We start from the raw sequence: 22108 nt of genomic DNA, 5'->3' as shown, positions 1-22108 counted from the left end.
ATAGATGAACGGCCTTTATAATTTCACACTATCCGCTTGTCTGAGCCGCTCATTGGTAATAACACCGCTATGGGTGATACAGCCGCCCTGCACGATATCATCAGAAAAGTTCAGCACCAGGTCGCCGTCTTTTACGAGTAACTGCAAAAAATTAAAGATATTCTTTGCATAGAGTTTACTGGCATCTGAGGGCATGGAAGACGGCAGATTGGAATCACCGATAATGGTAATGCCTTTATGCACAACCGTCCTGTTATTTTCCGTAAACGCTGTGTTACCGCCGGTAGCTGCTGCCAGATCAACGATCACTGCTCCGGGCCTCATTCTGTCGAGCATCTCTTCAGTGATCAAAATGGGTGCTTTTTTACCAGGTATCTGTGCTGTTGTAATAACAATATCTGATTTGGCAATGCTTTCTGCGATTCTTTCCTGCTGCCGCTGTTTATATGCCTCCGTCTGCTCTACAGCATATCCGCCTGCGGCGGATGCATCTGCCGCACCCTCCACTTCAATAAACCTGGCGCCCAGGCTCATTACCTCTTCCTTCACCGCCGGCCGGGTATCAAATACCTCCACTACAGCGCCAAGGCGTCTGGCAGTGGCAATGGCCTGTAAACCGGCAACACCGGCTCCTAAAATCAACACTTTTGCCGGGGCAATACTACCCGCTGCTGTCATAAACATAGGCAAATAACGGCTGTAACTCCAGGCCGCCAGCAATACCGCCTTATATCCTGCAATATTCGCCTGTGAACTCAGCACATCCATACTCTGTGCACGGGTGGTACGGGGTATACTATCAAGACTGAAAGTGGTCAGCTGCCTGTCAGCCCATTGCTGCATGATTGCACTATTGCTAAATGGCTGGTAGATACCGGTCAGCACTTTACCTGCCGGTATGGACTTCCAGGATTGTTCATCGGGGATCTGAATGCTGAGGATAATATCTGCCTGTTGCAGGATTTCAGTAGCAGGCTTTATAACGGCGCCTGCCTGTACATAGGATTCATCAGGATAATATGCCCGGGTTCCGGCATCCGGTTCTATCCAAACCGTTACTCCCTGTTTTCCTAACTGCTTAACAATGTCCGGCACTAAAGAAACCCTGTTTTCTCCTGGCTGTTCTTTTAGGACGCCTGCAATCATCTAATGGAATTTATAAACTGAATTTACGGTAGTTTTTTTAAATATAACGTATAACGGCAAGTTGAACAAAAACTCCTCTTCGACTCATCAGGACACGCTTGGCAGGATATTGGTGTGCTGAAAATAGTATCAGTCCTTATTCAGGCTGAGCTTGACTTAGCAGAAATTTAAACTTTTATATTATGCCAAAAGATCAAAAGGGAAAATTTACGCCAATTAAAGGGAAGCCTTCTGGCAACGGCAAGGAAGGCCTGGGATTAAGGAGATCTATTTCTCCGGATGAACTGGAGTCTGATCTTGCAATGACCAACAAATACACGATGGGCCCCGATGAACTGCAACCCGCTGTTCATATGCGGCACCCGAACAGGGATACAGCTAAAAAGGCGGTGCAACAACAAAATGTCAGGGAAGCTCCTGCAGATAAAACCGTCGAAGAAACCTTGAGATTGCTATCCATGAAACCGAAGAGTAATGTAGCAGCTACATTGCGTTATCCGTAAATAAAAAGACTGACCAGCATCAACCCTGGTCAGTCTTTATTTTTGTCATATAGATTCGTTATGCGCCATTCGCCGCTGCATCGTCTAGGCGTTTGATGGGGTTTTGATTTTTAAAGGATAGGTGTTGGCTGTAACAGCATTTTCAGGTTTCACTGACAACAGTACCGTATCCTGGTCTTTAAGCACTTCCGGCAGCGTATAATCAAAGCTGATGCTATCCGGCTTCCGTTGCATAGTTTGTATCTTATCATCTCCTATAGAAATATCTACCTTCCCTTCGTCCATCTTCTCCCCTCGCAGCGTAATAACCGTTGATTGCCCCGCTTCCAAAGGATCCGCTTCCACGATAGTTATCTTTAATCCTTCGTTTTTCAACTGGTCTGGGCGATCGTCTTTGGGACGGAACAGCACCTCAAATACTTCTTTTAATTTTAGCGTGGTACGGTCGGTAAACAAACCTGAAAATATCGAAATGGTCATTAACCCATAAATATTAATATTCGAACTATCATCGCTCATGTTCAGAAATCCTCCGCGGAAAACGAAATAGACAGCTATCGCCAGCGCCGCTGCTGTAAAAGGTTTCACACAGTACCAGAGTATCCAGCTTTTCCTGAATTTCCCTGCCCCTATATAACTGGTGAATGAAGCTGAAATATGGATCATACTACCCAGAAAACCAGCTACACCTACCATGATCAGGAGCAAGGTGTTAATATGCATCAGCTTATCTCTACTTCCAGTATATACAACCGTAGCTCCAGTTTGTGGCTCCGGCGGAGGAACATCGCCTACGGGTGGGCTCATGCTGCCAATAGAGCTGTCTGACTTTTCCTGTGCACTATCTATCCCGCTTTGCGCCACCGGACTCACAACCTGCCTGCGCGAGCTGGTATCCGCCAGACTATCAATAAGCCGGACGTGAAACCATCTGAAGGTATAAAGTGAGGTAGTATTATCTTTCGGACCTGGTATTCTATCTGGCCAATGGCCAACAAGATAGAACGCACTGAAAAATGTAAAAAAGATGATAAGTAATCCTGCAAATGCTTTTCCTATGGGAGTTATTTCATTGCCATCATTGTCTTTGTAGGGAGGGCGGGGTGTTGCAGGGGAGGCATTTTGTGTTTCAGCCATAACAATGAATTAAATACTGTTGAATAAAGCGACAGCACTTTTTCCAGTCATCACGGTAATGCTATCCGGCCATTCATGTTGTAGTTTCAACACTGGTATAAACGTTCAATATAACCGGTATGTGAATATACGCTTTATTCAAATAGCTCCTGTTCATCCGTATAATAGGTCTTCCGGCTATTCAGTTCCTTCTGCGATATCGTACCTCCCGTAGGGCTATGGGTCTCCTTAGGCTGATGGATCTTTAAGAAATCCCGTATCTCGCCTGCAATAATATCAGGGTGTTCTTTACGGATATTTTTCTCTGCTTCTTTTAATACCTTAGGTATAGCGTGATGCAGGGTCTTGATCTTTGCCGCAGGTATCTTATTGCTGATAGAAAACGGCGATATCCCTGCTTCCCACAGGATCTCATCGGCATAGGCATTTCCTATACCACGAATGATATGCTGGTCCAGTAATATCTTTTTAACAGCTGTCTTCTTCTTACCTAACTGCTCTTCCAGGTATTTCACTGTGAGTTCGTCCGACAGCGCATCAGGAACATCTGTCTCTTCAGGATTCAGTGAAGGCAGTGCAAGTCCCTGGTAGTCGGTCAGTGCAAGCCCTGTCCCGTCTTCAAACAATAATTCGAGAATGGTATTTTTATTGGTATTCTTTTCTTCGAAGAAATAGAGTTTACCGTGTAACATGAGGTGTATGCCCAGCACTACGTCATTTTTAAATCTGAAGCGCAATTCCTTCCCTTCCCGGTACACTTTCTCCAACTTTTCCCCTTTAATGGCTTTCTTAAAAGCGGCAGGTGTATCTTTCGCCTTTTTCGTATTCTCTAATGCCACGTCTTTCACAACCTTCCCCGCCAGCTTCTTATCAAGATTATGGCTGAATATCTGCAGATCTGGTAATTCCGGCATATGTTATATTATTTGGGTGATGATTCAACTATTGCATTTCCTATGGCATCAACAAATTTCTTGTCTTCAATACCGTCTATCTTCCATCCTTTCTTCATTCGTCGGATAATACCCATACTGGCATCATTGAGAATAATATCATACTCCTCACAAAGACCGTCATGACAAGTTTGTCCAATTGGAATTGCTTCTCCAAGGTAATGGTTTTCGTTGTATGTAAAATCAAGCGGTGCAGGTTCTTTTTCCAGCTGGGCGATCATTTCCTGCAAGAATTCAATAAGGTGTTTACGTTGTGTTTTACCCGAAAGGCTCCACTTCTCCTTATCTGCCCGTTTATGCGCCAGCTTTAATTTCAGACCGGCCAACGATGTTGTATAATCATTCGCATTCAGTTTGCGGACATTCTGATGCGCCATAATATACCAATGATATTCTGTTCCTACAGGCACTCCTGATCCTTCCGGCGCATGCCCTGCCCTGCGTTTGGTTACCGCGTAAGAGATCTCCCACAGGTCGGGTGTGATCTTCGTCTCTTTCCAGACACCTGCATCATAATTCCATTTATGGCTCCTCCCTATCGTCATACCTGTGTACTGCTGTCCCTCAAACTCTTTGAACTCATTATATGTTTTAGACAGATCTTCTTTCACAGCTTTCTTCTGCGCCACTGCGCTTTTCTTTACCGGATTCTTTGTTACAGCAGTTCCCCCTTTGGTCGCTTTCTTCGCTGCAGGCTTTTTTGTTGCTGTTTTCATATGTTAAGCTTTTGTCAGTTCAATCAATGTCTTTGCATTCTCATTCGCATATCCATGCCCATCATTGTTAAAAAACACCCATATGGTATGTCCTTCCTCCTGCCAGGCCAGCATCTTATCTGCATATTCCTTCAGTACTTTATCAGTGTAAGCCTTTGCATAAGAGCCATCAGGACCATGGAACCTCACATAAATATGTTTCGCCGTTACAAATTCCCCATATGGCCATCTTTTCCCTGACTCCGCAATCACGAACGCAATTTTATATTTCTCCAGTAATGCGATAGCTGCATCCTCCAGCCAGGTATCGTGCCGTGGTTCCAGGGCAAACGTATACCCCTTATATGTTTTAAGTGTTTCAAAAAAGTGAGCTACTTTCTCTTCATTAAATGCAAGGTTCGGTGGGAGTTGTAAGAGTACTGGCCCCAGGTGCTTATGCACAGGATCAAAAATATCGAAGAACTTAGGCAGGGTTTCTTCGGGATCATTCAGTTTCTTGATATGGGTAATAAAGCGGCTGATCTTGGGACAAAACCGAAACTTCGCATTGACAATCTCCATCCACTTTTCGATAGTGGATGGCCTCGGCAGATGATAAAAACTCGTGTTGATCTCTGTCGTTTGAAAATGATCAGCATAATACGCCAGGTAGTCTGTTGGCTTTAGCGTTGCCGGATAAAATATCTCTCTCCAGTGTTTATAACTCCATCCTGACGTGCCTATATGTATTTTCCCTGCCATAACAATATGCAATGGAAAAGCGTGCCAAGACAGGCGTGCTCTGCGTGTTAGCCCCTTCTACAAGTTATCTATTTCGCCACAGATTTTGTAAATATGGTCCAGTCCGTACAAAGGGCAGCTTCATTGATAGCCGGGAATTGAGATATCTTGCCATTCGGATGATGGACATTGTCTAAATCCATTATTCTGTAATTAACTATACCCCTTCGCTGCCTGTATAATTGCCGGCACAGCCACGCCCGTTACATAATTCCCCGCCAGTCTTATCCCAGGATATCTTTGCTCGAAAAAGCGTATCTGCTGCCTTATCTGTGCATGCCCCACATTCAATTGCGGTATAGCCTTATTCCATTGGCTGAAACGCTGCATTTCGGGTAGTGTCTGCAATCCTAATAGCTCCATCAGTTCTTCCACTATTGTTTGTTGCAATTTTTCTGCTCCCAGCTGGTCAAACAATTGTTCCTGGCGGGCGCCACCAACCATAACGGTAAACAGCGTTTTCCCTTCCGGTACGCGTGCCGGGAACACGGCCGTATTACAGATCGCTCCCAGAAAATGTTTACCTGCTGCATGCGGCACGAGGAAACCAAAACCTGCTGGCGCTTTTTCCTTCGCTTCAGCACCAAATCCCAGGTGTAACACACCCATACGTGGATAAGGAATATCATGCAGCTGTGATGCCAGGGAGGCATCCAGGCCTTGTATAGCAACGGCGGTGCTGTAAGCAGGAGTCGCAAAGATGATACGTTCGGTGTTTAACATACCGGTGCTGCCGTTTTCGTTGTATTGTACGATATAGTCTGATGCACCACGGGTAACGCCTGTTATAGCACAGTTGAGTCTTATCTTACCTGTCAGCAGGGATAACAGTTTTTCTGTCAGTACCGCATTGCCACCTTTAAAAGCAATGATCTTACGGCCGCCCATCGCTTTCATATTCTTCATGAGCCCTTTGGTCACACTGCCATACTTCTTCTCCCACTGCGGCAACATCGGTAATACCTCTGCAATAGACATAAGATCGGGATTACCGGCATAGATACCTGACAAAATAGGTTCAAACAGATACTCATTGATCTCACGTCCGAAACGGCGGTTCACAAAAGAACTCACTGATTCTTCACCTTCAGCCGGATGGGGGCTGCGGAACCTTTCTGTAAACAAGCGCCATTTGGCGCCACCACTGATATAATTTGATTTCAGTATTTTAAGCGGATGGGGAGATACCGCGTGTAGCTGATTATTTCTGACCAGGAAGCGGTGTTTACTTGCGGAAGTTGCTTCCAGCACCTTGTCCCGCAATCCGAGTTGATCAATGTAGGCCATTACTTCCGGTGAAGCAGCAAAAGAATTCGGTCCGGCATCCAGTTCATATCCATCCACATGTAATGATTTGATCATACCACCTGCGTGAGATCCTGCTTCCAGTATCTCGTAAGGAATTCCTTTCTGCTGTAATTCATAAGCAATGCTTAAACCGGCGATACCGGCTCCGGCAATGATAACGGGTTGCGTTTTCATGGTAACGGCTATTTATAGAATAATAACTCAGATCAGGACTGCAGGCTCGTCATCCACTTCACGACAGCCTGTACCCACAAAGGATGCACGTTCATACAGGGGATCATCGTAAAACTGTCGCCTCCGCTGTTGATAAAAGTATGCTTGCCTTCCACTGCTATCTCTTCCAGCGTTTCCAGACAATCGGAAACGAACGCTGGACAGGCTACCAGCAGCCGCTTTACACCTTTCTTTGGCAATTCTTCCAACGTAGCGGCAGTATATGGTTTCAACCACTCCTCCCTTCCCAGACGGGACTGGAAGGTCACACTCCACTTCTCCCTTGGTATATTGAGCTTCTCCGCTACCAGTTCTGACGTCACATGTACCTGGTGACGATAACAGAACTTATGGGCAGGGGAATCCACCTTACAACAATTTTCTACCTGCAGACAATGCTTTCCGGTGATGTCGCCTTTTCGTATGTGCCTTTCAGGTACACCATGATAGCTGAACAACAGGTGATCATACTCCTGTGCCAGATAAGGGCGCATGCTTTCCGCCAGTGCATTGATATAATCAGGTTCATTATAATAAGGAGGAACGATGGACAGACTAAATGTATAGCCTTTCTTTTTATGCACCGCCTTGGCATGTTCTACCGCTGTTTCATAGGAAGACATAGCGTAATGCGGATACAAAGGCAGCAGGATCACCTCTTTCAGGTTAGGATTCTGTTTTAACAGGTTGTCATAGGCGGTCTCCTGCGACGGATTACCGTAACGCATAGAAATTTCCACCGGCATCTGCAGATCATGCTGCACAGCGTTTTGTAATTGTTTTGTCAGCACAATCAAAGGAGAACCCTCTTCCCACCAGATGGATTTGTATGCTTCAGCCGATTTAGGCGCGCGTTTAGGCACGATGATCCCTTTTATCAATAATAAACGGAACAGATACGGATAATCAATTACCCGTTTATCCATCAAAAATTCATTAAGATACCGCTTAACATCAGGTACAGCCGTAGAATCCGGCGAACCCAGGTTCATCAGAATAATTCCTTTATCAGATTTCGCTTCCATCCTTTACTTTAAATTGTTGCAAATGTAATAGCTTATCCAAGCTGCAAATGTCATACAATTGTTGAAATAAATTAATTATTCCTTATTGGATGATAGATAACACCTGTCAGTGTATAAACTGACAAAAATCATTTTTCTGCAAGCCTTGTTACCATGTGTAGAAATGACACACTAATGACAGCCTGTTGCCCTTTCTTGCGGTCTATGCAAGTATTTTTGCACCCGGAAGCTTATAAGAACAAAATGCAGGGTAGTCATTCAAAAGATATAGCCCATTTTCATATCGTTGGTATCAACTATAAGAAAACAGATGCTGCTATAAGAGGATCGTTTGCTATTAACCAGGTACAATACCAGCACTTAATTGATAGTGCAAAGTCTCAGGACCTGGATGATATATTTGTACTTTCAACTTGTAACAGAACTGAGATCTACGGGTTTGCCGATGATCCGCAACAGCTGATAGAACTCGTGTGTCATGAAACCGAAGGAGATTGCAACCTGTTCAGTCAGTTGTCGTACGTGAAATCCGGCGAAGATGCGATTAAACACCTATACCAGGTAGGAACAGGGCTTGATTCACAGATCCTTGGTGATTATGAAATCATTGGCCAGATACGTACCGCCACTAAATTCGCTAAAGCGAACGGATGCTTCGGCGGTTTCCAGGAAAGACTGGTCAACAGTGTCCTGCAAGTATCTAAACTCATCAAGAATGAAACAGGACTTAGCTCTGGTACCGTATCAGTAGCCTTTGCTGCCGTACGTTTACTGGAACATAAAGTACCTGACATCCTCAATAAAAAGATCCTGCTGGTAGGCGTCGGCAAAATAGGACGTAACACCTGCAAGAACATGATGGATTATCTGGGTGTTAACCAGGTAACACTCGTGAACCGTACAACCTCAGTAGCAGAGGATTTCGCAGCGCAACACGGCCTCCGCTATGCGCCATATGAGCGGCTGGCAGAGGAATTACAGGCGGCTGATATCATCCTGGTAGCTTCCAATGCACCGGAACCAAACATCTTACCCGCTCACTTTCAGCAGTCCTCTCCTAAACTGATCATCGACCTGTCTATCCCTTTCAACGTAGCGTCCGAAGTAAGAGAACTGTCGCATATTGAACTGGTGAATGTGGATGAACTGTCCAGGATCCAGGATGAGACCTTACAGATGCGTCTGCAGGAAGTACCCAAAGCACTCGCCATTATTGAAGAACACATGAATGAGTTCCTCTACTGGTACAAAATGCGCAAACACGCTGTAGTACTGAAAGCGGTGAAAGATAAGCTGACAGAGATACACACAAAGGAAATACAACAACAGAAGAACGGCAACCAGTACAATCTTGAAGATATTGAAGCAGTATCTTCCCGTATCATCCAGAAGATGATCAACCTGATGGCTGGAAAAGTACGCCGGGAAACAGATAAAAGTGATCAATATATCGCCATGATCAATGATATCTTTGAGACAGGCGTTAACCAGGAATAATTCATGAACAGAGAAATAAGGATAGGTACAAGAGAAAGCCAGCTGGCACTATGGCAGGCAAATAAGGTAAAAGGCCTGCTGGATGCGCAGGGATATACAACTACACTGGTACCTATCAAAAGCGAGGGAGATATCGACCTCGTCACTCCACTTTACGAAATAGGCGTTCAGGGTATTTTTACCAAAAGCCTGGACATCGCTCTCCTCAACGGCCGTATTGATATTGCCGTTCACTCACTCAAAGACGTTCCGACACAATTACCTAACAATATTATACAGGCCGCAGTCCTGGAAAGAGGTCCTGTAAAGGACCTGCTGGTATACAGACAGGATACCTCCTTTCTTGACCAGCCTGCATATATCGCTAATATCGCGACCAGCAGCGTAAGACGTAAAGCACAGTGGCTGCGTAAATATCCGCATCACCAGCTGCATAACCTGCGTGGTAACGTGAACACCCGCCTGCAAAAGCTGGCGGCTGAAAACTGGGATGGCGCCATCTTCGCGGCCGCCGGACTGGAAAGAATAGGTATACGTCCTGCTACCTCCATAGAACTGGACTGGATGCTGCCCGCCCCCGCACAGGGCGCCGTGGTAGCCGTATGCCGGGAAGATGATAATTTCTGTCAGCAGGCATGCTCACCCCTAAACGATCTGGCTACAGCCCTCTGTACCCGTATAGAACGCGACTTCCTGCGTACTCTGATGGGTGGCTGTACTACTCCTATCAGCGCTTATGCGACTGTAAGCAATGAAACACTACATTTCAGCGGAGAGCTGTGCAGCCTGGATGGCCAGCAGCTGTTCACCATTACAGAACAGGCGCCCCTACAGGATGCCGGCCATATTGGTAAAATTGCCGCAGAAAAGATCCTCGCACAGGGCGGCGATAAAATTGTTGCACAAATAAGGGATGCCATCAAATAAAAGATATCGCATATTAAGCACAAAAGCGGTCGATCAGGCACTGATCACAATAGCTGCGGAGCAACATATCGATATTGAGGCAAAGAGATTCATCAGCATACAACCGTTGGTCACAGATAGCCTGAAACAACGCATACACCAGCTGTTTCAGGAAAAAGCAACTGTCATCTTTACCAGTGTGAATGCAGTGGAAGCACTGCACGATCATTACCTGCATCCGGAAGGCAAATATTATTACAGCTCCTGGATGGCTTTTCCTCCTAATGTTACAGATGATGAAGTGGAAGCGTATAAGCAGGGAGGATTCTTCTCTCCCGGCTGGAAGGTATATTGCCTGGAAGGAGCGACGCAACAGGCTTTGAAACAACACGGCGATGGATTCAGACACACGATAAGCGGTACTGCAGCCAATGCGGCCTCACTGGCAGAAGAAATCATCAAAAATGAAGAGAAAGGTCCGCTGGTATTCTTCTGTGGCGACAAACGCAGGGATGAGCTGCCAGACCTGTTACGGCAACACAATATCCCCCTGGAAGAACTGATTGTGTATGAAACAACGGAAACCCCTGCCGAAACAGGGCAGGAATATGATGGGATCCTCTTTCTAAGTCCCAGTGCCGTAGAGAGTTTCTTTTCAGTCAACAGCCTGCCGCAACATACCGTTTGCTTCTCGATCGGCCCAACCACGGCCAGGGTCCTGCAGCAATATACCGGCAACAAGATCATTACCAGTACAAGTCCCAGCATGGAACAGCTTGTACTATCAACGATATCTTACTTTAACAACATTAACTGACAAAGAATGAGCGCTTTAAAGAATGACCTTTTACTGAGAGCCTTACGCGGAGAAACAACAGAACGTGTCCCTGTATGGATGATGCGTCAGGCCGGCCGTTACCTGCCCGACTATATCAAACTGCGGGAGAAATACTCCTTCTTTGAACGCTGCATGAATCCCGAACTGGCCACTGAGATCACCGTGATGCCCGTACACCAGGTAGGTGTAGACGCAGCCATCATCTTCTCTGACATCCTCGTAGTGCCACAGGCGATGGGCATGGAAGTACAACTGATAGAAAAGATCGGTCCTGTACTGCCTGACCCGGTAAAAGGTGCGGATGATCTGAAGAAACTCCGCGTGCCTGATGTGAAGGACACTCTCAACTATGTCTTTGAAGCGCTCGCATTAACAAAGAAAACACTGGATGGTGCCGTTCCCCTGATCGGCTTCGCAGGCGCTCCATGGACCCTGCTCTGTTATATGGTACAGGGTAAAGGCTCCAAAACATTCGATAGTGCCAAGGCTTTCTGCTACCAGCAACCGGAAGTTGCCCATCAGCTGTTGCAGATGATCACAGATACGACCATCGCCTACCTGAAAGAACAGGTGAAAGCAGGTGCTGATTGTATACAACTGTTCGACTCATGGGGCGGGTTGTTAAGTCCCCAGGACTTCGAGCTCCTCTCCCTCCAATATATGCGCCAGATCGTAGCTGCGCTGAAAGACGTTTGCCCGGTTACCGTATTTGCTAAAGGAGCCTGGTTTGCGCTGGAAGAAATGGCCGCTACCGGTGCTAATTGCCTGGGTATTGACTGGTGTATCCAGCCCGTCCGCGCAAGACAATTTGCAGGTAGTAACGTGACCCTGCAGGGTAATTTTGATCCCGCCAAACTACTGGCGCCTATTCCTGAGATCAAAAAAGCAGTAAAGGAAATGCTAAACGGCTTTGGTAAACATCGTTATATTGCAAACCTCGGTCATGGTATCCTGCCAAATGTGCCTGTTGATCACGCCAAAGCATTCATTGAGACCGTAAAGGAATTCTAAAGGAAACCAGCCATGAACATTAAAGACAACTTTATTTCCCTCATACATCGCCTGCAGAATGAAATCTGTACGGCGCTGGAAGATATTGACGGTAAAGCAAAATTCCGTGAAGATATCTGGGAACGTCCCGGTGGTGGCGGTGGTAAATCCCGTGTTATTGCCGACGGTAATGTATTCGAAAAAGGTGGTGTGAACACCTCTATCGTATCCGGAGAACTGCCGGAACTGATGGCGAAACAGTTTGGTGTGAGCCAGGCCCAGTTCATGGCCTGCGGCATCTCCCTCGTGATCCACCCGGTGAATCCCTTTGTGCCTACCGTACATGCCAATTTCCGCTATTTTGAGCTGTACGATGATAATGGTACACTGAAAGACTCCTGGTTTGGCGGCGGAGCAGATCTCACCCCCTACTATCTGGATGAGCAGGATGGTATCCATTTCCATCAGACATTCAAAAATGCCTGCGATCCTTTCGGTACGGAACTTTATCCGGCGTTTAAAAAACATTGTGACGAATATTTTGTCAATAAACACAGGAACAACGAAGCCCGCGGCATTGGTGGCATTTTCTACGATTACCAGCGCCCTGGTGAAAAAATGAGCGCTGAACAGTTGTACAATCTGGCTAAAGCCAATGGAGAAGCTTTCCTCGAAGCCTATCTGCCTATTGTAAGGAAGACCAAAGACATTCCATATACAGAGGCCCAAAAGGACTGGCAGGAATACAGGCGCGGACGCTATGTGGAGTTTAACCTGATCCATGACAGGGGTACGCTGTTCGGCCTGAAAACCAACGGACGTACAGAATCGATCCTGATGAGCCTTCCGCCCCGCGCGCGTTGGGAATATGATTATCACCCGACTCCGGGCAGCAGGGAAGCTGAACTGGTTGAATTCCTGAAGCCCAGAGAATGGGCTATCTGAACACATTAAAACACATTTATCATGATACGTAGAAACAGGATATTGAGAACTTCTCCCGCCATCCGTGCGATGGTAGCAGAAACAGTACTGACGCCGAGCGACTTTATTGCACCGTTGTTCATTGTGGAAGGAGAAAATGTGAAGGAAGAGATCATTTCCATGCCTGGCTATTTCCGCTATTCACTGGACCTCACCGTGAAAGAAGTGAAAGAACTATGGAGCATGGGTATCAAAAGTGTATTACTGTTCATCAAATGTGCTGATGAACTGAAAGATAATAAGGGCACCGAGGCAGTGAATCCCAACGGTTTGATGCAACGTGCCATCAGAGCGATCAAAGATGCTGTTCCGGAAATTGTAGTGATGACTGACGTAGCGCTGGACCCCTACTCCTCTTACGGCCATGATGGCATTGTGGAGAATGGAGAGATCGTAAATGATATTACGGTGGAAGTACTGTCCCGTATGAGCCTCAGCCATGCAGAAGCAGGCGCTGACTTTGTAGCGCCCAGCGATAAAATGGACGGCCGTATCCTTTCCATCCGCACCATCCTGGAGCAGCATAGCTTTCATAAAGTAGGGATTATGTCCTACAGCGCCAAATATGCGTCCTGTCTGTACGGTCCTTTCCGCGATGCGCTGGATTCAGCTCCGGGCTTCGGCGATAAAAAGACTTACCAGTTGGACTTTGCCAACAGCGATCAGGCCCTGAAAGAAACCCTGATGGATGTGGAAGAGGGAGCTGATATTGTAATGGTAAAACCAGCATTGTATTACCTGGATGTGATCCGGAAGATCAAAGATCATGTACACGTACCAGTAAGCGCTTATCATGTAAGCGGGGAATATTCCATGATCAAGGCAGCAGCTAAAATGGGCTGGCTCAACGAAGAAAAGGCCATTATTGAAGCGCTCACCAGTATCAAACGAGCAGGCGCAGACCTGATCGCTACCTATTTTGCAAAAGATGCGGTGCGATTATTGTAAACAACAGCAGATGCTTTTCAGTTAAAAATATTTATCACTACCACCATGTACACGCAAAGCAGATCATTATTTGAAAGAGCAAAACAACTCATTCCAGGCGGTGTAAACTCACCCGTTCGCGCATTCAAAGGCGTGGGTGGCTCACCCATATTCATGAAAAGTGCGAAAGGCGCTTATATGTATGATGTGGACGGCAACCGCTATATAGATTACATCAATTCATGGGGGCCGATGATCATGGGACATGCCTATGAACCGGTAGTGAAAGCTATCCAGGAATATGCCACCTACTCCACCTCTTTCGGAGCGCCTACCGAGCTGGAAATCAGCATCGCAGAGCTGATCATCAGCATGGTGCCCAACATTGAGCAGGTACGTATGGTGAATTCCGGTACGGAAGCCTGTATGTCAGCCCTGAGGCTGGCCAGAGGATACACCGGTCGTAATAAGTTCATCAAATTTGAAGGTAATTACCATGGCCATGCAGACTCTTTCCTGGTAAGCGCAGGTAGTGGGGTAGCCACATTAGACATACAATCTGTTCCCGGCGTTACGCAAACCGTCGCTGCAGATACGCTTACCGCTCCTTACAACAATTTACCGGCTGTGGAAAAGTTGATTGCAGCACATTCTGATCAGATAGCCGCTATCATCGTTGAACCAGTTGCCGGAAATATGGGCTGTATCCTGCCACAGGAAGGCTTCTTACAGGGCTTGCGCAATCTCTGCGACCAGCATAATATCCTCCTGATCTTCGACGAGGTGATGACAGGTTTCAGATTAGCACGCGGCGGTGCACAGGAACTGTTCGATATTAAAGCAGATTTGGTTACCTTTGGCAAGATTATTGGCGCAGGTATGCCGGTAGGCGCCTTCGCCGGAAGTAAAGAGATCATGGAACATATCGCCCCTGCCGGGAAAATTTATCAGGCAGGAACATTGAGTGGTAACCCGATTGCAATGATTGCTGGCTATACGCTGCTTAAAACGTTGAACGACAATCCGGATATTTACCGGCAACTGGCGGAAAAAGCTGCTTATCTGACCGGTGGATTGCAATCTGTACTGAGTGCGGCCGGGATTGTTCATCAGGTCAACAATCTGGGCTCTATGATGAGTGTTCACTTTGCAGAATATCCTATCATTAATTTTGAAGCTGCTTCGGGTGCCAACAATGAGTTGTTCAAACATTTCTTTCATGCCATGCTGGAACGCGGCATCTATCTGCCACCTTCTGCATTTGAAAGCTGGTTCCTCAGTACCGCGCTGACAATAGAAGATCTTGACGCGACCGTAGAGGCTGCAAAATCAGCCATACAGTCTATACATAGTTAACAATTCAAATCCTGTGCAGAGTGGAAAAACGCCCCGGTCATGTGCCGGGGCGTTTTTAGTTTCCTTTAAGTCCACCTCAAAAGCATGGCAAAGGCATGTCAGAAGTATAGTAAAGGTATGTTTCCGACACCCTATTTCCTTTTATGAGAAAAGAGCCATGGCAACAGATCGGGTTCAGCAAAAGCGTTATCCCAGCTGTTATGCCCCACACCCGGATATTCAGAATATTTTACATCTGCCTTTAGTTTCTTCAGCGCCTCCACATAATCTCTTGATCCGGAAACAGGTACAACATTATCCGCACCTCCATGGAAGATCCATAAAGGCACTTTTGCGAATTTCGCTGCAGTGCTCACATTCCCAATCCCACAAATTGGGAATGCCGCTGCCCACATCTTTGGGTAACGGGCCAGCAGGTCGTAGGTACCGATGCCTCCCAGGGATAATCCGCCGAGATATACCTGCTTACTGTTCACTTTCTCTATTTTTATCAGGCTGTCTACCAGCAGCTTCACCAGCAGTCCTGGCGTGGCTTGCCTGTCAGTACCGTCTGAAAATTCCCTTTTAATGGCCTTTCCAGTGCTATCCCTGGTCACTTTCATGGATGACCACATGGAATCCTGCGGACACTGCGGAAATATGACAAAGGTGGGGAACCGCTGACGCAGGGAATCTTTCAGGAACAGGCTGCCGCCATGCAACAACTGGGCAGCATTGTCAGCTCCTCTTTCACCTGAACCATGCAGGAATACTATCAGAGGATAAGGCTTCTGTGAATCATACCCAGCCGGCTCTAACATGCGGTAACGCAATGTATCGCCGTTATGTATGAATGTTTCATAACTATAAGCGCTGAAATCAGGGTTTGTCTGCGCAGCTGCATAAAGACAGAAAAACTGTACTATTAGCAGTACAGCCAGGGTCCGGCGTATTTTCATAATGGAATGTTGTTTGGATATATACAAAAATAAAAATTCCGGATAAAACATTAGTCTATCCGGAAGCTCTTATTTAAAACAGTAATGACGTTTAATACTTCAGTATAAAATGTTGTTTCACCTTCATATCAGGACGAAAAAATACCAACCCAATGAAAAACAGATCTACCGTAAAAGTCACCCTTGGGTTTTGCTGAATAATATGCCATGCGGCCTCCATATCAGGCGTCCAGTGAATATCGTCAAAGATGAACAGCGACTCATTATGTACTTTGGTCAGGCACTGCTCAAAATAGTCCAGCGTGGGTACAGAACGATGATTCCCATCGATATACACATAATCCAGCCGGGGCAATTCCTTCAGTAGATCCGGTAATACCGTATCAAAGTTTCCCACATGCTGTTTGATATTCTGTAGCTGTAAAGCCTTGAAATTTGCGCCGGCGCGGGCTGCAATATTAGGACATCCTTCAATGGTATGCACGGTGGCAGAAGGCGCTGCCTTCGCCATATAAGCGGTAGACATTCCCATAGAGGTACCTAATTCCAACAGATATTCCGGTTGAAAGTACTGTATCAGGCGATAGAAGAGCTGCCCAAATTTAGGAGGTTTGGCCGCATGACGGGTAATATCACTTACCCTACGTTCCCTTCCTGCATTAGTGAGGGATCCTGCTCCCAGGTCAGTGACCTGCAGGGTTTCCGCGCTGTGCAATAAAGACTTACGCACCTGTTCGATTTCCCGGAACACCGCCGGTTTTTTCTTATCTCTTAATACTTTCTCCACAAGGTCGAATACGAAGGGAGAATGTACATCATGCCGGTTGCCCGCTGTGAAATAATAATGCAGGTATTTTTTAGCTAATTCCCACTGTAGGCCCAAAATAGACAGTTTAATCAGTTATTTATCAGTTATATATTTTCGCTTTGATCCATCCCCACATATGCAGGCGGTGTTGCAGGGATACCCGTAGTACGCCCATACCGTAGATGCTGCTGCGTTTAAAGTTAATACTTGAGGCTTCCTCAAAGTATTTGGTGGGGCAAGTTACTTCACCTATTTCATAACCCTTCATAAAAATCTGGGAAACCATCTCATTATCAAAAATGAAGTCATCGTCATTGGCCATAAAGTCAATGCTTTTCAAGACAGTTCCTGAAAATGCCCTGTAACCAGTATGATATTCACTGAGTTTCTGATTAAGGAGCAGATTCTGCACCAGGGTCAGAAAACGGTTAGCAATGTATTTGTAAATCGGCATTCCTCCGATCAGGGCCCCCTTTCCAAGGATGCGGGAACCAAACACTACAGGATATACATCGTTCGCAATAATACTGCTCATAGCCACAATAAGCTTAGGAGTATATTGATAATCAGGGTGTAACATGATCACGATATCTGCGCCCAGGTCAAGCGCTTTATTATAACAGGACTTCTGGTTTCCCCCATATCCTTTGTTATTATCATGACGGATAATGTGCCTGATCCCCAGCTGCTTTCCGACAGCAATCGTCTCATCTTTACTCGCGTCGTCTACCAACACGACTTCATCAACAATGTCAAAAGGAATTTCATTGTAGGTTTTTTCAAGCGTTAAAGCGGCGTTGTAGGCTGGTAGTACCACCACTATCTTTTTATTATTTAACATGAAAGTGGGTAAATTTGCGACTAAGGTAATAAAGTGGTTGAAAGACTGGCAATTTCAACTTATTATAAATTGTTATCTTTGTGTAAACTCGTTTTTTGGCACCATATTTTCATGGGTTGCTAAAGAACGTAAACTATTTTGCATGCAAAAACAATTACAGGTCGCAACTGAAAGCGGACATCCTGACTGTCGGCTTGGTGGGAAGAACGTATCCTCTTGTGAATGTTTTGCATTTTTTAAATCAGTCAAGATCACGCATTTAAATTCTATGAGATATCTGACACTACTACTGATTTTACTTTCAAGTTTCCATTATGCGCTGGCACAGGAACCGGAAAAACCTAAGCCGCCGACTGACCAACCTAAGGCTGATCCGAATTCAGAACTGAAGAATGTGGTAATGCCGCAGGTAAGAACACAGGATACTACCATCCGCAGGATCATGGAAGAACTGCAACGTATCAACGACAGCGACAAACAAAATTCCAACGCTATCCAGGGCTTGTTGCAGGGACGTGAAATTGATAACATTACCAAATATGAACTGATCCGTAACAACATCGTATTTGCGAGTGAAACATATTACCTCCTCAATAAAAAGATCATTGATCTGAAGTCGCGTACTACTACCAACAATCTCGACGTATTCATCACCTCACTGAACAACCCGGAAAGTAAAGAGCTGGGCTTCTCCCTGAGTGACCGGATCGTAGAGCTGGTAGAGAAAGTTGTATTAAAAGGGAAGGCTGACAAAAACGAAAAGAACAGTAAGATCGTTGAATCTACCAAATCCATCATTGCCAGCCCTATCTTCCAGAGCTTCACCTCTTTAACACCTCCGCTGGCTATTGCCAACTCAGTAATGAACTTTCTGCACAGTATCAGCGTGAACAATAAAGAGATCAATCAGAATACACTGAAAGAATTCGAAAAAGAACTGAACAAATACGTTGTATACTATACTGCATTGAACGATGCAAACCAGAAATTCGAATATGGTTTGAACTTCAACAAAGATCAGCTGAACCTCCTGCAGGATAACCTGTATGATCACCTCATGTTCACTGCAAGTGCCCTGAAATATCAGCTGCCACAGCGTGGTAACAAATCTCTCGGAGAGACGCTGAACGACTTTTTCTTCGACTTCAAGAGAGACAAAGTAGTTACCTTCTTCAACGACCTGGAAACAAAATACACCAAGGGCAAGAAGGTTGATTATGAAGCGCTGCTGCGTGAGAATCCAAACCTGAAAGAAGTGAACAACCAGCTGGAAGACCTGGTACTGCAGACCAAACGTTTCGAGAACCTGTACAATGAATACTTTACCCTGTTGGATTCCTACTATGGTAAGGTGAACAGCTCTCTGAAGATTGCGCAGGACAATGGCCTGGCTGATAAGAATACCATTGATACCAAGCAGGCTGAGTTCCGTAATCTGAAAGATGAGGCAGTGAAAGAGATACAGGCTTCTATCAATATCAGGGAACTGTATAACAATACAGACAAGATCAAATACAGATATAGAATATTCTAGCAGATTATAATACTGCATAAATGAGAAAGGACGGATTACGTTAGTAGTTCGTCCTTTTTATTTTATGATGAATAAGTGTTGAATTTGACAGTTTGGTATGATTTCTTTCTGTTTACGCTAAGTAGCTTCGGTTTCAGTATGGGATGGCGGTCGGCGCCTCTCTGGAATGCTATTTGGCATTGTCAAGCGAATAGGGCATTGGATATCTATTGGGCAGCACCGGTCGTGTCACCGGAGAGCCGAAGGCCCGCCATTCCCATCTGAAACCGGTGCTACTTCCGCTCTATCCACAGTGATATACCGTGTCCGGCTTGTCAGGTAGATGCTGACAAACTGATAATAATTACAATAACAGTATGCAATAACTGTGCATTATGTTATGATCCTCAATACATTCAGTCAGATATTACAGCACGCAATTTATAAGCGGAAGTCACAAACTATAGCGGTTTCAGGTGGGAATCGCTGGCCTAAGTTGTTTGAAGCTGCCCACACGATTGACAGGGGTTTAATACATATTCAAAAGCCCACACGATTCCAAATGCTTAATAGCACAAAGCTTCAAAGAACTCAGCCAGTGATCCCAGCCTGAAAACCGCGGTATCGACCAACACGACTATATGCAGCACCTCAGCACATAAGCGGAAGTCAATAAACACAGAGGAAATCACTGGTCTGAATACCCCGGTATCGACTACCACGACAAACATGCAGCACCTCAGCATATAAGCGGAAGTCGCAAAACAGAAACACTGACACCCGTTATCTGAACCAGTCCGGAATTCCTGACTCAGATCATACATATTTCGTCATTCTAATTCGTAATTTTGTCGCATGACCACTGTTCAATTAGAATACATCGTTGCAGTAGACACTTACCGAAGCTTCGTCATAGCAGCCGAAAAATGCTTCGTCACGCAACCTACGCTCAGCATGCAGATACAAAAGCTGGAAGACGAGCTGGGGGTCAAAATCTTCGATAGGAGTAAATTACCTGTAATCCCAACGGAAATAGGTGTTGAGATCATAGCACAATCCCGCATCATCCTCAAAGAAAACGGGAAAATTAAAGAGATCATCGGAGAACATAAAAAGGAAGTACAGGGCAATCTACGTGTAGGCATTATTCCAACGCTGGCGCCGTATCTCCTGCCTCGCATCCTCACAGGTTTCATGAAAAAATATCCAAAAGTGAAACTGGAGATCTGGGAATATCCTACAGAGCAGATTATACAACTGCTAAAGCAGGAACAGCTGGACTGCGGCCTGCTGGCAACACCACTGCATAATCCCAACCTGGATGAACAACCATTGTTCTACGAGTCTTTTGTAGTATACGCAGCAAAAACCAACAGCCTGTTCGAAAAGAAATATATCAAACCAGAAGACGTCGATGTACGCGAAGTATGGCTATTGAACGAAGGTCACTGCATGCGCAACCAGGTATTGAACATCTGCCGCGATAAATTTACAATGGGCGAATATAAGAATCTGGAATATAACACCGGCAGTGTAGAGACGTTGAAAAGAATGGTAGACCTGAATGCAGGCTTCACTATTTTACCGGAACTGTCTCTCCAGGAGATGTCTGCCAGACAAATGAATATGGTGCGCTATTTCAAGGCCCCTGAGCCGGTGAGGGAGATCAGCATAGTAACACACCGGTTCTTTATTAAACAGGCCTTAATTGCCGCTTTTAAGAAGGAAATACTGGCACATGTACCAGAGAAGATGAAAATTCAGAAGAACAAAAAGGTCGTAGAAATCACTGTGGATAAATAGTCCAATGAAACGAGTTATAAAAGAAAAAGCATCCGCTACAAACGGATGCTTTTTCTCTTGCTATCAGGTATCTGATTATTTCTTGATAGGCGTGTAATACTTCATTGCCTCAGGCATGAGCTTCTGCAGTTCTGATACACGGCGCTCATCGCTTGGGTGCGTGCTCACCAGCTCTGGTGGCTTATTACCACCGCTGGACGCCGCCATACGCTGCCAGAAAGGAATCGCTTCCTGAGGATTATATCCGGCCATCGCCATGAAGATAACACCCAGGTGATCCGCTTCCAGCTCATTCTTACGGGAGTATGCCAGCATACCGAGGTTACCACCTACACCGAAAGATTGCAGGAAGATATTCTGTGCCTGCGGATTACGGTTGAGCGCTACAGAACCAGCTACCTGGATACCCTGTGCCACTACCTGCTGACTCATACGCTCGTTACCATGACGGGCAATAGCGTGGGCAATTTCATGTCCCATTACACAGGCAAGTGCCGTTTCATTCTGTGTTACAGGCAATAAACCGGTATACACCACTACCTTACCACCCGGCATACACCAGGCGTTCACCTCTTTACTATCTACCAGGTTAAATTCCCATTTGTAATTAGCTACCTCGCTAGCCAGATTATGCTCGGTCATGTAACGGGTAACCGCAGAAGCAATACGCTGTCCCACTCTTTTTACCATTTCAGCATCCTTACTGGTTGTAGCGGCTACTGTTTTATTCTGGGATAGGAACGACTGATATTCCTGCAGCGCCATAGATTGCATGGTGCTTTCAGGAATCAGGTTCAACTGGCTACGGCCAGTGATAGGTACTTTGGCGCAAGCAGTGATAAGCGCAAGGCCGGTACCGATAAGAAGGAGTTTCTTTTGCATCTGACAATTTGTTTTTGATGGATATTACCCCATCCGAAAGTGCT

21 protein-coding genes are annotated in these 22108 nt (G+C 45.7%); 10 read left to right on the top strand and 11 right to left on the bottom strand.

Annotated elements, in window-relative coordinates; genetic code table 11:
* Nucleotides 1-15 precede the first annotated feature (15 nt).
* On the bottom strand, nucleotides 16-1146 hold the full coding sequence (locus tag CLV42_RS11665; protein WP_106602096.1) for a Re/Si-specific NAD(P)(+) transhydrogenase subunit alpha: 1131 nt from the start codon (nucleotides 1144-1146) through the stop codon (nucleotides 16-18).
* Nucleotides 1147-1328: 182 nt separating this feature from the next.
* Here CLV42_RS11665 and CLV42_RS11660 point away from each other — a divergent pair, with 182 nt between their 5' ends.
* The gene (locus tag CLV42_RS11660) at nucleotides 1329-1649 is read left to right on the top strand and encodes a hypothetical protein (protein ID WP_106602095.1); all 321 of its coding nucleotides are present in this window, start codon (nucleotides 1329-1331) and stop codon (nucleotides 1647-1649) included.
* An 84-nt stretch (nucleotides 1650-1733) separates the two neighbouring features.
* Here CLV42_RS11660 and CLV42_RS11655 read toward each other — a convergent pair whose 3' ends face one another.
* The 6 genes from CLV42_RS11655 to hemH form a co-directional block, all read right to left on the bottom strand.
* Nucleotides 1734-2786, bottom strand: a complete 1053-nt coding sequence (locus CLV42_RS11655) for a hypothetical protein (RefSeq protein WP_106602094.1) — start codon at nucleotides 2784-2786, stop codon at nucleotides 1734-1736.
* Nucleotides 2787-2920: 134 nt separating this feature from the next.
* Complete coding sequence (locus tag CLV42_RS11650; RefSeq protein WP_106602093.1) at nucleotides 2921-3700, bottom strand: Fpg/Nei family DNA glycosylase; 780 nt, start codon at nucleotides 3698-3700, stop codon at nucleotides 2921-2923.
* A gap of 8 nt (nucleotides 3701-3708) precedes the next feature.
* Nucleotides 3709-4455, bottom strand: coding sequence for a hypothetical protein (locus CLV42_RS11645; RefSeq protein WP_106602092.1), 747 nt, complete (start codon nucleotides 4453-4455; stop codon nucleotides 3709-3711).
* Between the two features lie 3 nt (nucleotides 4456-4458).
* Nucleotides 4459-5196, bottom strand: coding sequence for a DUF72 domain-containing protein (locus tag CLV42_RS11640; protein ID WP_106602091.1), 738 nt, complete (start codon nucleotides 5194-5196; stop codon nucleotides 4459-4461).
* Nucleotides 5197-5388: 192 nt separating this feature from the next.
* The gene (gene hemG / locus CLV42_RS11635) at nucleotides 5389-6717 is read right to left on the bottom strand and encodes a protoporphyrinogen oxidase (RefSeq protein WP_106602090.1); all 1329 of its coding nucleotides are present in this window, start codon (nucleotides 6715-6717) and stop codon (nucleotides 5389-5391) included.
* A gap of 32 nt (nucleotides 6718-6749) precedes the next feature.
* A complete protein-coding gene (hemH, locus tag CLV42_RS11630; RefSeq protein ID WP_106602089.1) occupies nucleotides 6750-7781 on the bottom strand; it encodes a ferrochelatase in 1032 nt (343 codons plus the stop codon).
* A gap of 204 nt (nucleotides 7782-7985) precedes the next feature.
* Here hemH and hemA point away from each other — a divergent pair, with 204 nt between their 5' ends.
* From hemA to hemL, 7 genes are read left to right on the top strand one after another with little or no spacing between them, the layout of a single operon-like run.
* On the top strand, nucleotides 7986-9278 hold the full coding sequence (hemA, locus tag CLV42_RS11625; RefSeq protein WP_245901623.1) for a glutamyl-tRNA reductase: 1293 nt from the start codon (nucleotides 7986-7988) through the stop codon (nucleotides 9276-9278).
* Nucleotides 9279-9281: 3 nt separating this feature from the next.
* Nucleotides 9282-10205, top strand: a complete 924-nt coding sequence (gene hemC / locus CLV42_RS11620; protein ID WP_106602087.1) for a hydroxymethylbilane synthase — start codon at nucleotides 9282-9284, stop codon at nucleotides 10203-10205.
* Entirely contained in the window at nucleotides 10192-11001 is an 810-nt protein-coding gene (locus CLV42_RS11615) for a uroporphyrinogen-III synthase (protein ID WP_106602086.1), read from the top strand. The genes hemC and CLV42_RS11615 overlap by 14 nt, the downstream gene beginning before the upstream one ends.
* Nucleotides 11002-11007: 6 nt before the next feature.
* The gene (gene hemE / locus CLV42_RS11610) at nucleotides 11008-12033 is read left to right on the top strand and encodes a uroporphyrinogen decarboxylase (RefSeq protein ID WP_106602085.1); all 1026 of its coding nucleotides are present in this window, start codon (nucleotides 11008-11010) and stop codon (nucleotides 12031-12033) included.
* A gap of 12 nt (nucleotides 12034-12045) precedes the next feature.
* Nucleotides 12046-12957 (top strand): oxygen-dependent coproporphyrinogen oxidase, encoded by a 912-nt coding sequence (hemF, locus tag CLV42_RS11605; protein ID WP_106602084.1) that lies wholly within the window; start codon nucleotides 12046-12048, stop codon nucleotides 12955-12957.
* A gap of 21 nt (nucleotides 12958-12978) precedes the next feature.
* Nucleotides 12979-13944 (top strand): porphobilinogen synthase, encoded by a 966-nt coding sequence (gene hemB, locus CLV42_RS11600; protein WP_106602083.1) that lies wholly within the window; start codon nucleotides 12979-12981, stop codon nucleotides 13942-13944.
* Between the two features lie 45 nt (nucleotides 13945-13989).
* Complete coding sequence (hemL, locus tag CLV42_RS11595; RefSeq protein ID WP_106602082.1) at nucleotides 13990-15279, top strand: glutamate-1-semialdehyde 2,1-aminomutase; 1290 nt, start codon at nucleotides 13990-13992, stop codon at nucleotides 15277-15279.
* A 131-nt stretch (nucleotides 15280-15410) separates the two neighbouring features.
* On the opposite strand, the gene CLV42_RS11590 is transcribed toward hemL, so the two are convergent.
* From CLV42_RS11590 to CLV42_RS11580, 3 genes are all read right to left on the bottom strand, one after another.
* Nucleotides 15411-16217, bottom strand: a complete 807-nt coding sequence (locus CLV42_RS11590; protein ID WP_106602476.1) for a carboxylesterase family protein — start codon at nucleotides 16215-16217, stop codon at nucleotides 15411-15413.
* A 91-nt stretch (nucleotides 16218-16308) separates the two neighbouring features.
* Nucleotides 16309-17100, bottom strand: coding sequence for an O-methyltransferase (locus tag CLV42_RS11585; protein WP_106602081.1), 792 nt, complete (start codon nucleotides 17098-17100; stop codon nucleotides 16309-16311).
* A 25-nt stretch (nucleotides 17101-17125) separates the two neighbouring features.
* Complete coding sequence (locus CLV42_RS11580; RefSeq protein ID WP_106602080.1) at nucleotides 17126-17866, bottom strand: glycosyltransferase family 2 protein; 741 nt, start codon at nucleotides 17864-17866, stop codon at nucleotides 17126-17128.
* Nucleotides 17867-18134: 268 nt separating this feature from the next.
* Between CLV42_RS11580 and CLV42_RS11575 the strand changes: the two genes are divergently transcribed.
* Both CLV42_RS11575 and CLV42_RS11565 read left to right on the top strand, forming a co-directional pair.
* Nucleotides 18135-19400, top strand: a complete 1266-nt coding sequence (locus CLV42_RS11575; protein WP_106602079.1) for a hypothetical protein — start codon at nucleotides 18135-18137, stop codon at nucleotides 19398-19400.
* Nucleotides 19401-20234: 834 nt separating this feature from the next.
* A complete protein-coding gene (locus tag CLV42_RS11565; protein ID WP_106602077.1) occupies nucleotides 20235-21182 on the top strand; it encodes a hydrogen peroxide-inducible genes activator in 948 nt (315 codons plus the stop codon).
* 75 nt (nucleotides 21183-21257) lie between these two features.
* On the opposite strand, the gene CLV42_RS11560 is transcribed toward CLV42_RS11565, so the two are convergent.
* Nucleotides 21258-22064 carry a M48 family metallopeptidase gene (locus tag CLV42_RS11560; protein ID WP_106602076.1) on the bottom strand — a complete coding sequence of 269 codons (807 nt, stop codon included), beginning with the start codon at nucleotides 22062-22064 and terminating at the stop codon, nucleotides 21258-21260.
* Nucleotides 22065-22108: the final 44 nt, after the last annotated feature.

The organism is Chitinophaga ginsengisoli, assembly GCF_003014595.1.
GTDB lineage: Bacteria > Bacteroidota > Bacteroidia > Chitinophagales > Chitinophagaceae > Chitinophaga > Chitinophaga ginsengisoli.
This window is presented reverse-complemented; position numbering and strand designations above follow the sequence as displayed.

Coding starts and splice junctions, on each gene's coding strand:
- hemG (WP_106602090.1), bottom strand. CDS start 6,717: ATGAAAACGCAACCCGTTATCATTGCCGGAGCCGGTATCGCCGGTTTA.
- CLV42_RS11645 (WP_106602092.1), bottom strand. CDS start 4,455: ATGAAAACAGCAACAAAAAAGCCTGCAGCGAAGAAAGCGACCAAAGGG.
- CLV42_RS11560 (WP_106602076.1), bottom strand. CDS start 22,064: ATGCAAAAGAAACTCCTTCTTATCGGTACCGGCCTTGCGCTTATCACT.
- CLV42_RS11590 (WP_106602476.1), bottom strand. CDS start 16,217: ATGAAAATACGCCGGACCCTGGCTGTACTGCTAATAGTACAGTTTTTC.
- CLV42_RS11640 (WP_106602091.1), bottom strand. CDS start 5,196: ATGGCAGGGAAAATACATATAGGCACGTCAGGATGGAGTTATAAACAC.
- CLV42_RS11665 (WP_106602096.1), bottom strand. CDS start 1,146: ATGATTGCAGGCGTCCTAAAAGAACAGCCAGGAGAAAACAGGGTTTCT.
- CLV42_RS11565 (WP_106602077.1), top strand. CDS start 20,235: ATGACCACTGTTCAATTAGAATACATCGTTGCAGTAGACACTTACCGA.
- hemB (WP_106602083.1), top strand. CDS start 12,979: ATGATACGTAGAAACAGGATATTGAGAACTTCTCCCGCCATCCGTGCG.
- hemA (WP_245901623.1), top strand. CDS start 7,986: ATGCAAGTATTTTTGCACCCGGAAGCTTATAAGAACAAAATGCAGGGT.
- hemL (WP_106602082.1), top strand. CDS start 13,990: ATGTACACGCAAAGCAGATCATTATTTGAAAGAGCAAAACAACTCATT.
- CLV42_RS11660 (WP_106602095.1), top strand. CDS start 1,329: ATGCCAAAAGATCAAAAGGGAAAATTTACGCCAATTAAAGGGAAGCCT.
- hemC (WP_106602087.1), top strand. CDS start 9,282: ATGAACAGAGAAATAAGGATAGGTACAAGAGAAAGCCAGCTGGCACTA.
- CLV42_RS11580 (WP_106602080.1), bottom strand. CDS start 17,866: ATGTTAAATAATAAAAAGATAGTGGTGGTACTACCAGCCTACAACGCC.
- hemE (WP_106602085.1), top strand. CDS start 11,008: ATGAGCGCTTTAAAGAATGACCTTTTACTGAGAGCCTTACGCGGAGAA.
- CLV42_RS11575 (WP_106602079.1), top strand. CDS start 18,135: ATGAGATATCTGACACTACTACTGATTTTACTTTCAAGTTTCCATTAT.
- CLV42_RS11615 (WP_106602086.1), top strand. CDS start 10,192: ATGCCATCAAATAAAAGATATCGCATATTAAGCACAAAAGCGGTCGAT.
- hemH (WP_106602089.1), bottom strand. CDS start 7,781: ATGGAAGCGAAATCTGATAAAGGAATTATTCTGATGAACCTGGGTTCG.
- CLV42_RS11655 (WP_106602094.1), bottom strand. CDS start 2,786: ATGGCTGAAACACAAAATGCCTCCCCTGCAACACCCCGCCCTCCCTAC.
- CLV42_RS11650 (WP_106602093.1), bottom strand. CDS start 3,700: ATGCCGGAATTACCAGATCTGCAGATATTCAGCCATAATCTTGATAAG.
- hemF (WP_106602084.1), top strand. CDS start 12,046: ATGAACATTAAAGACAACTTTATTTCCCTCATACATCGCCTGCAGAAT.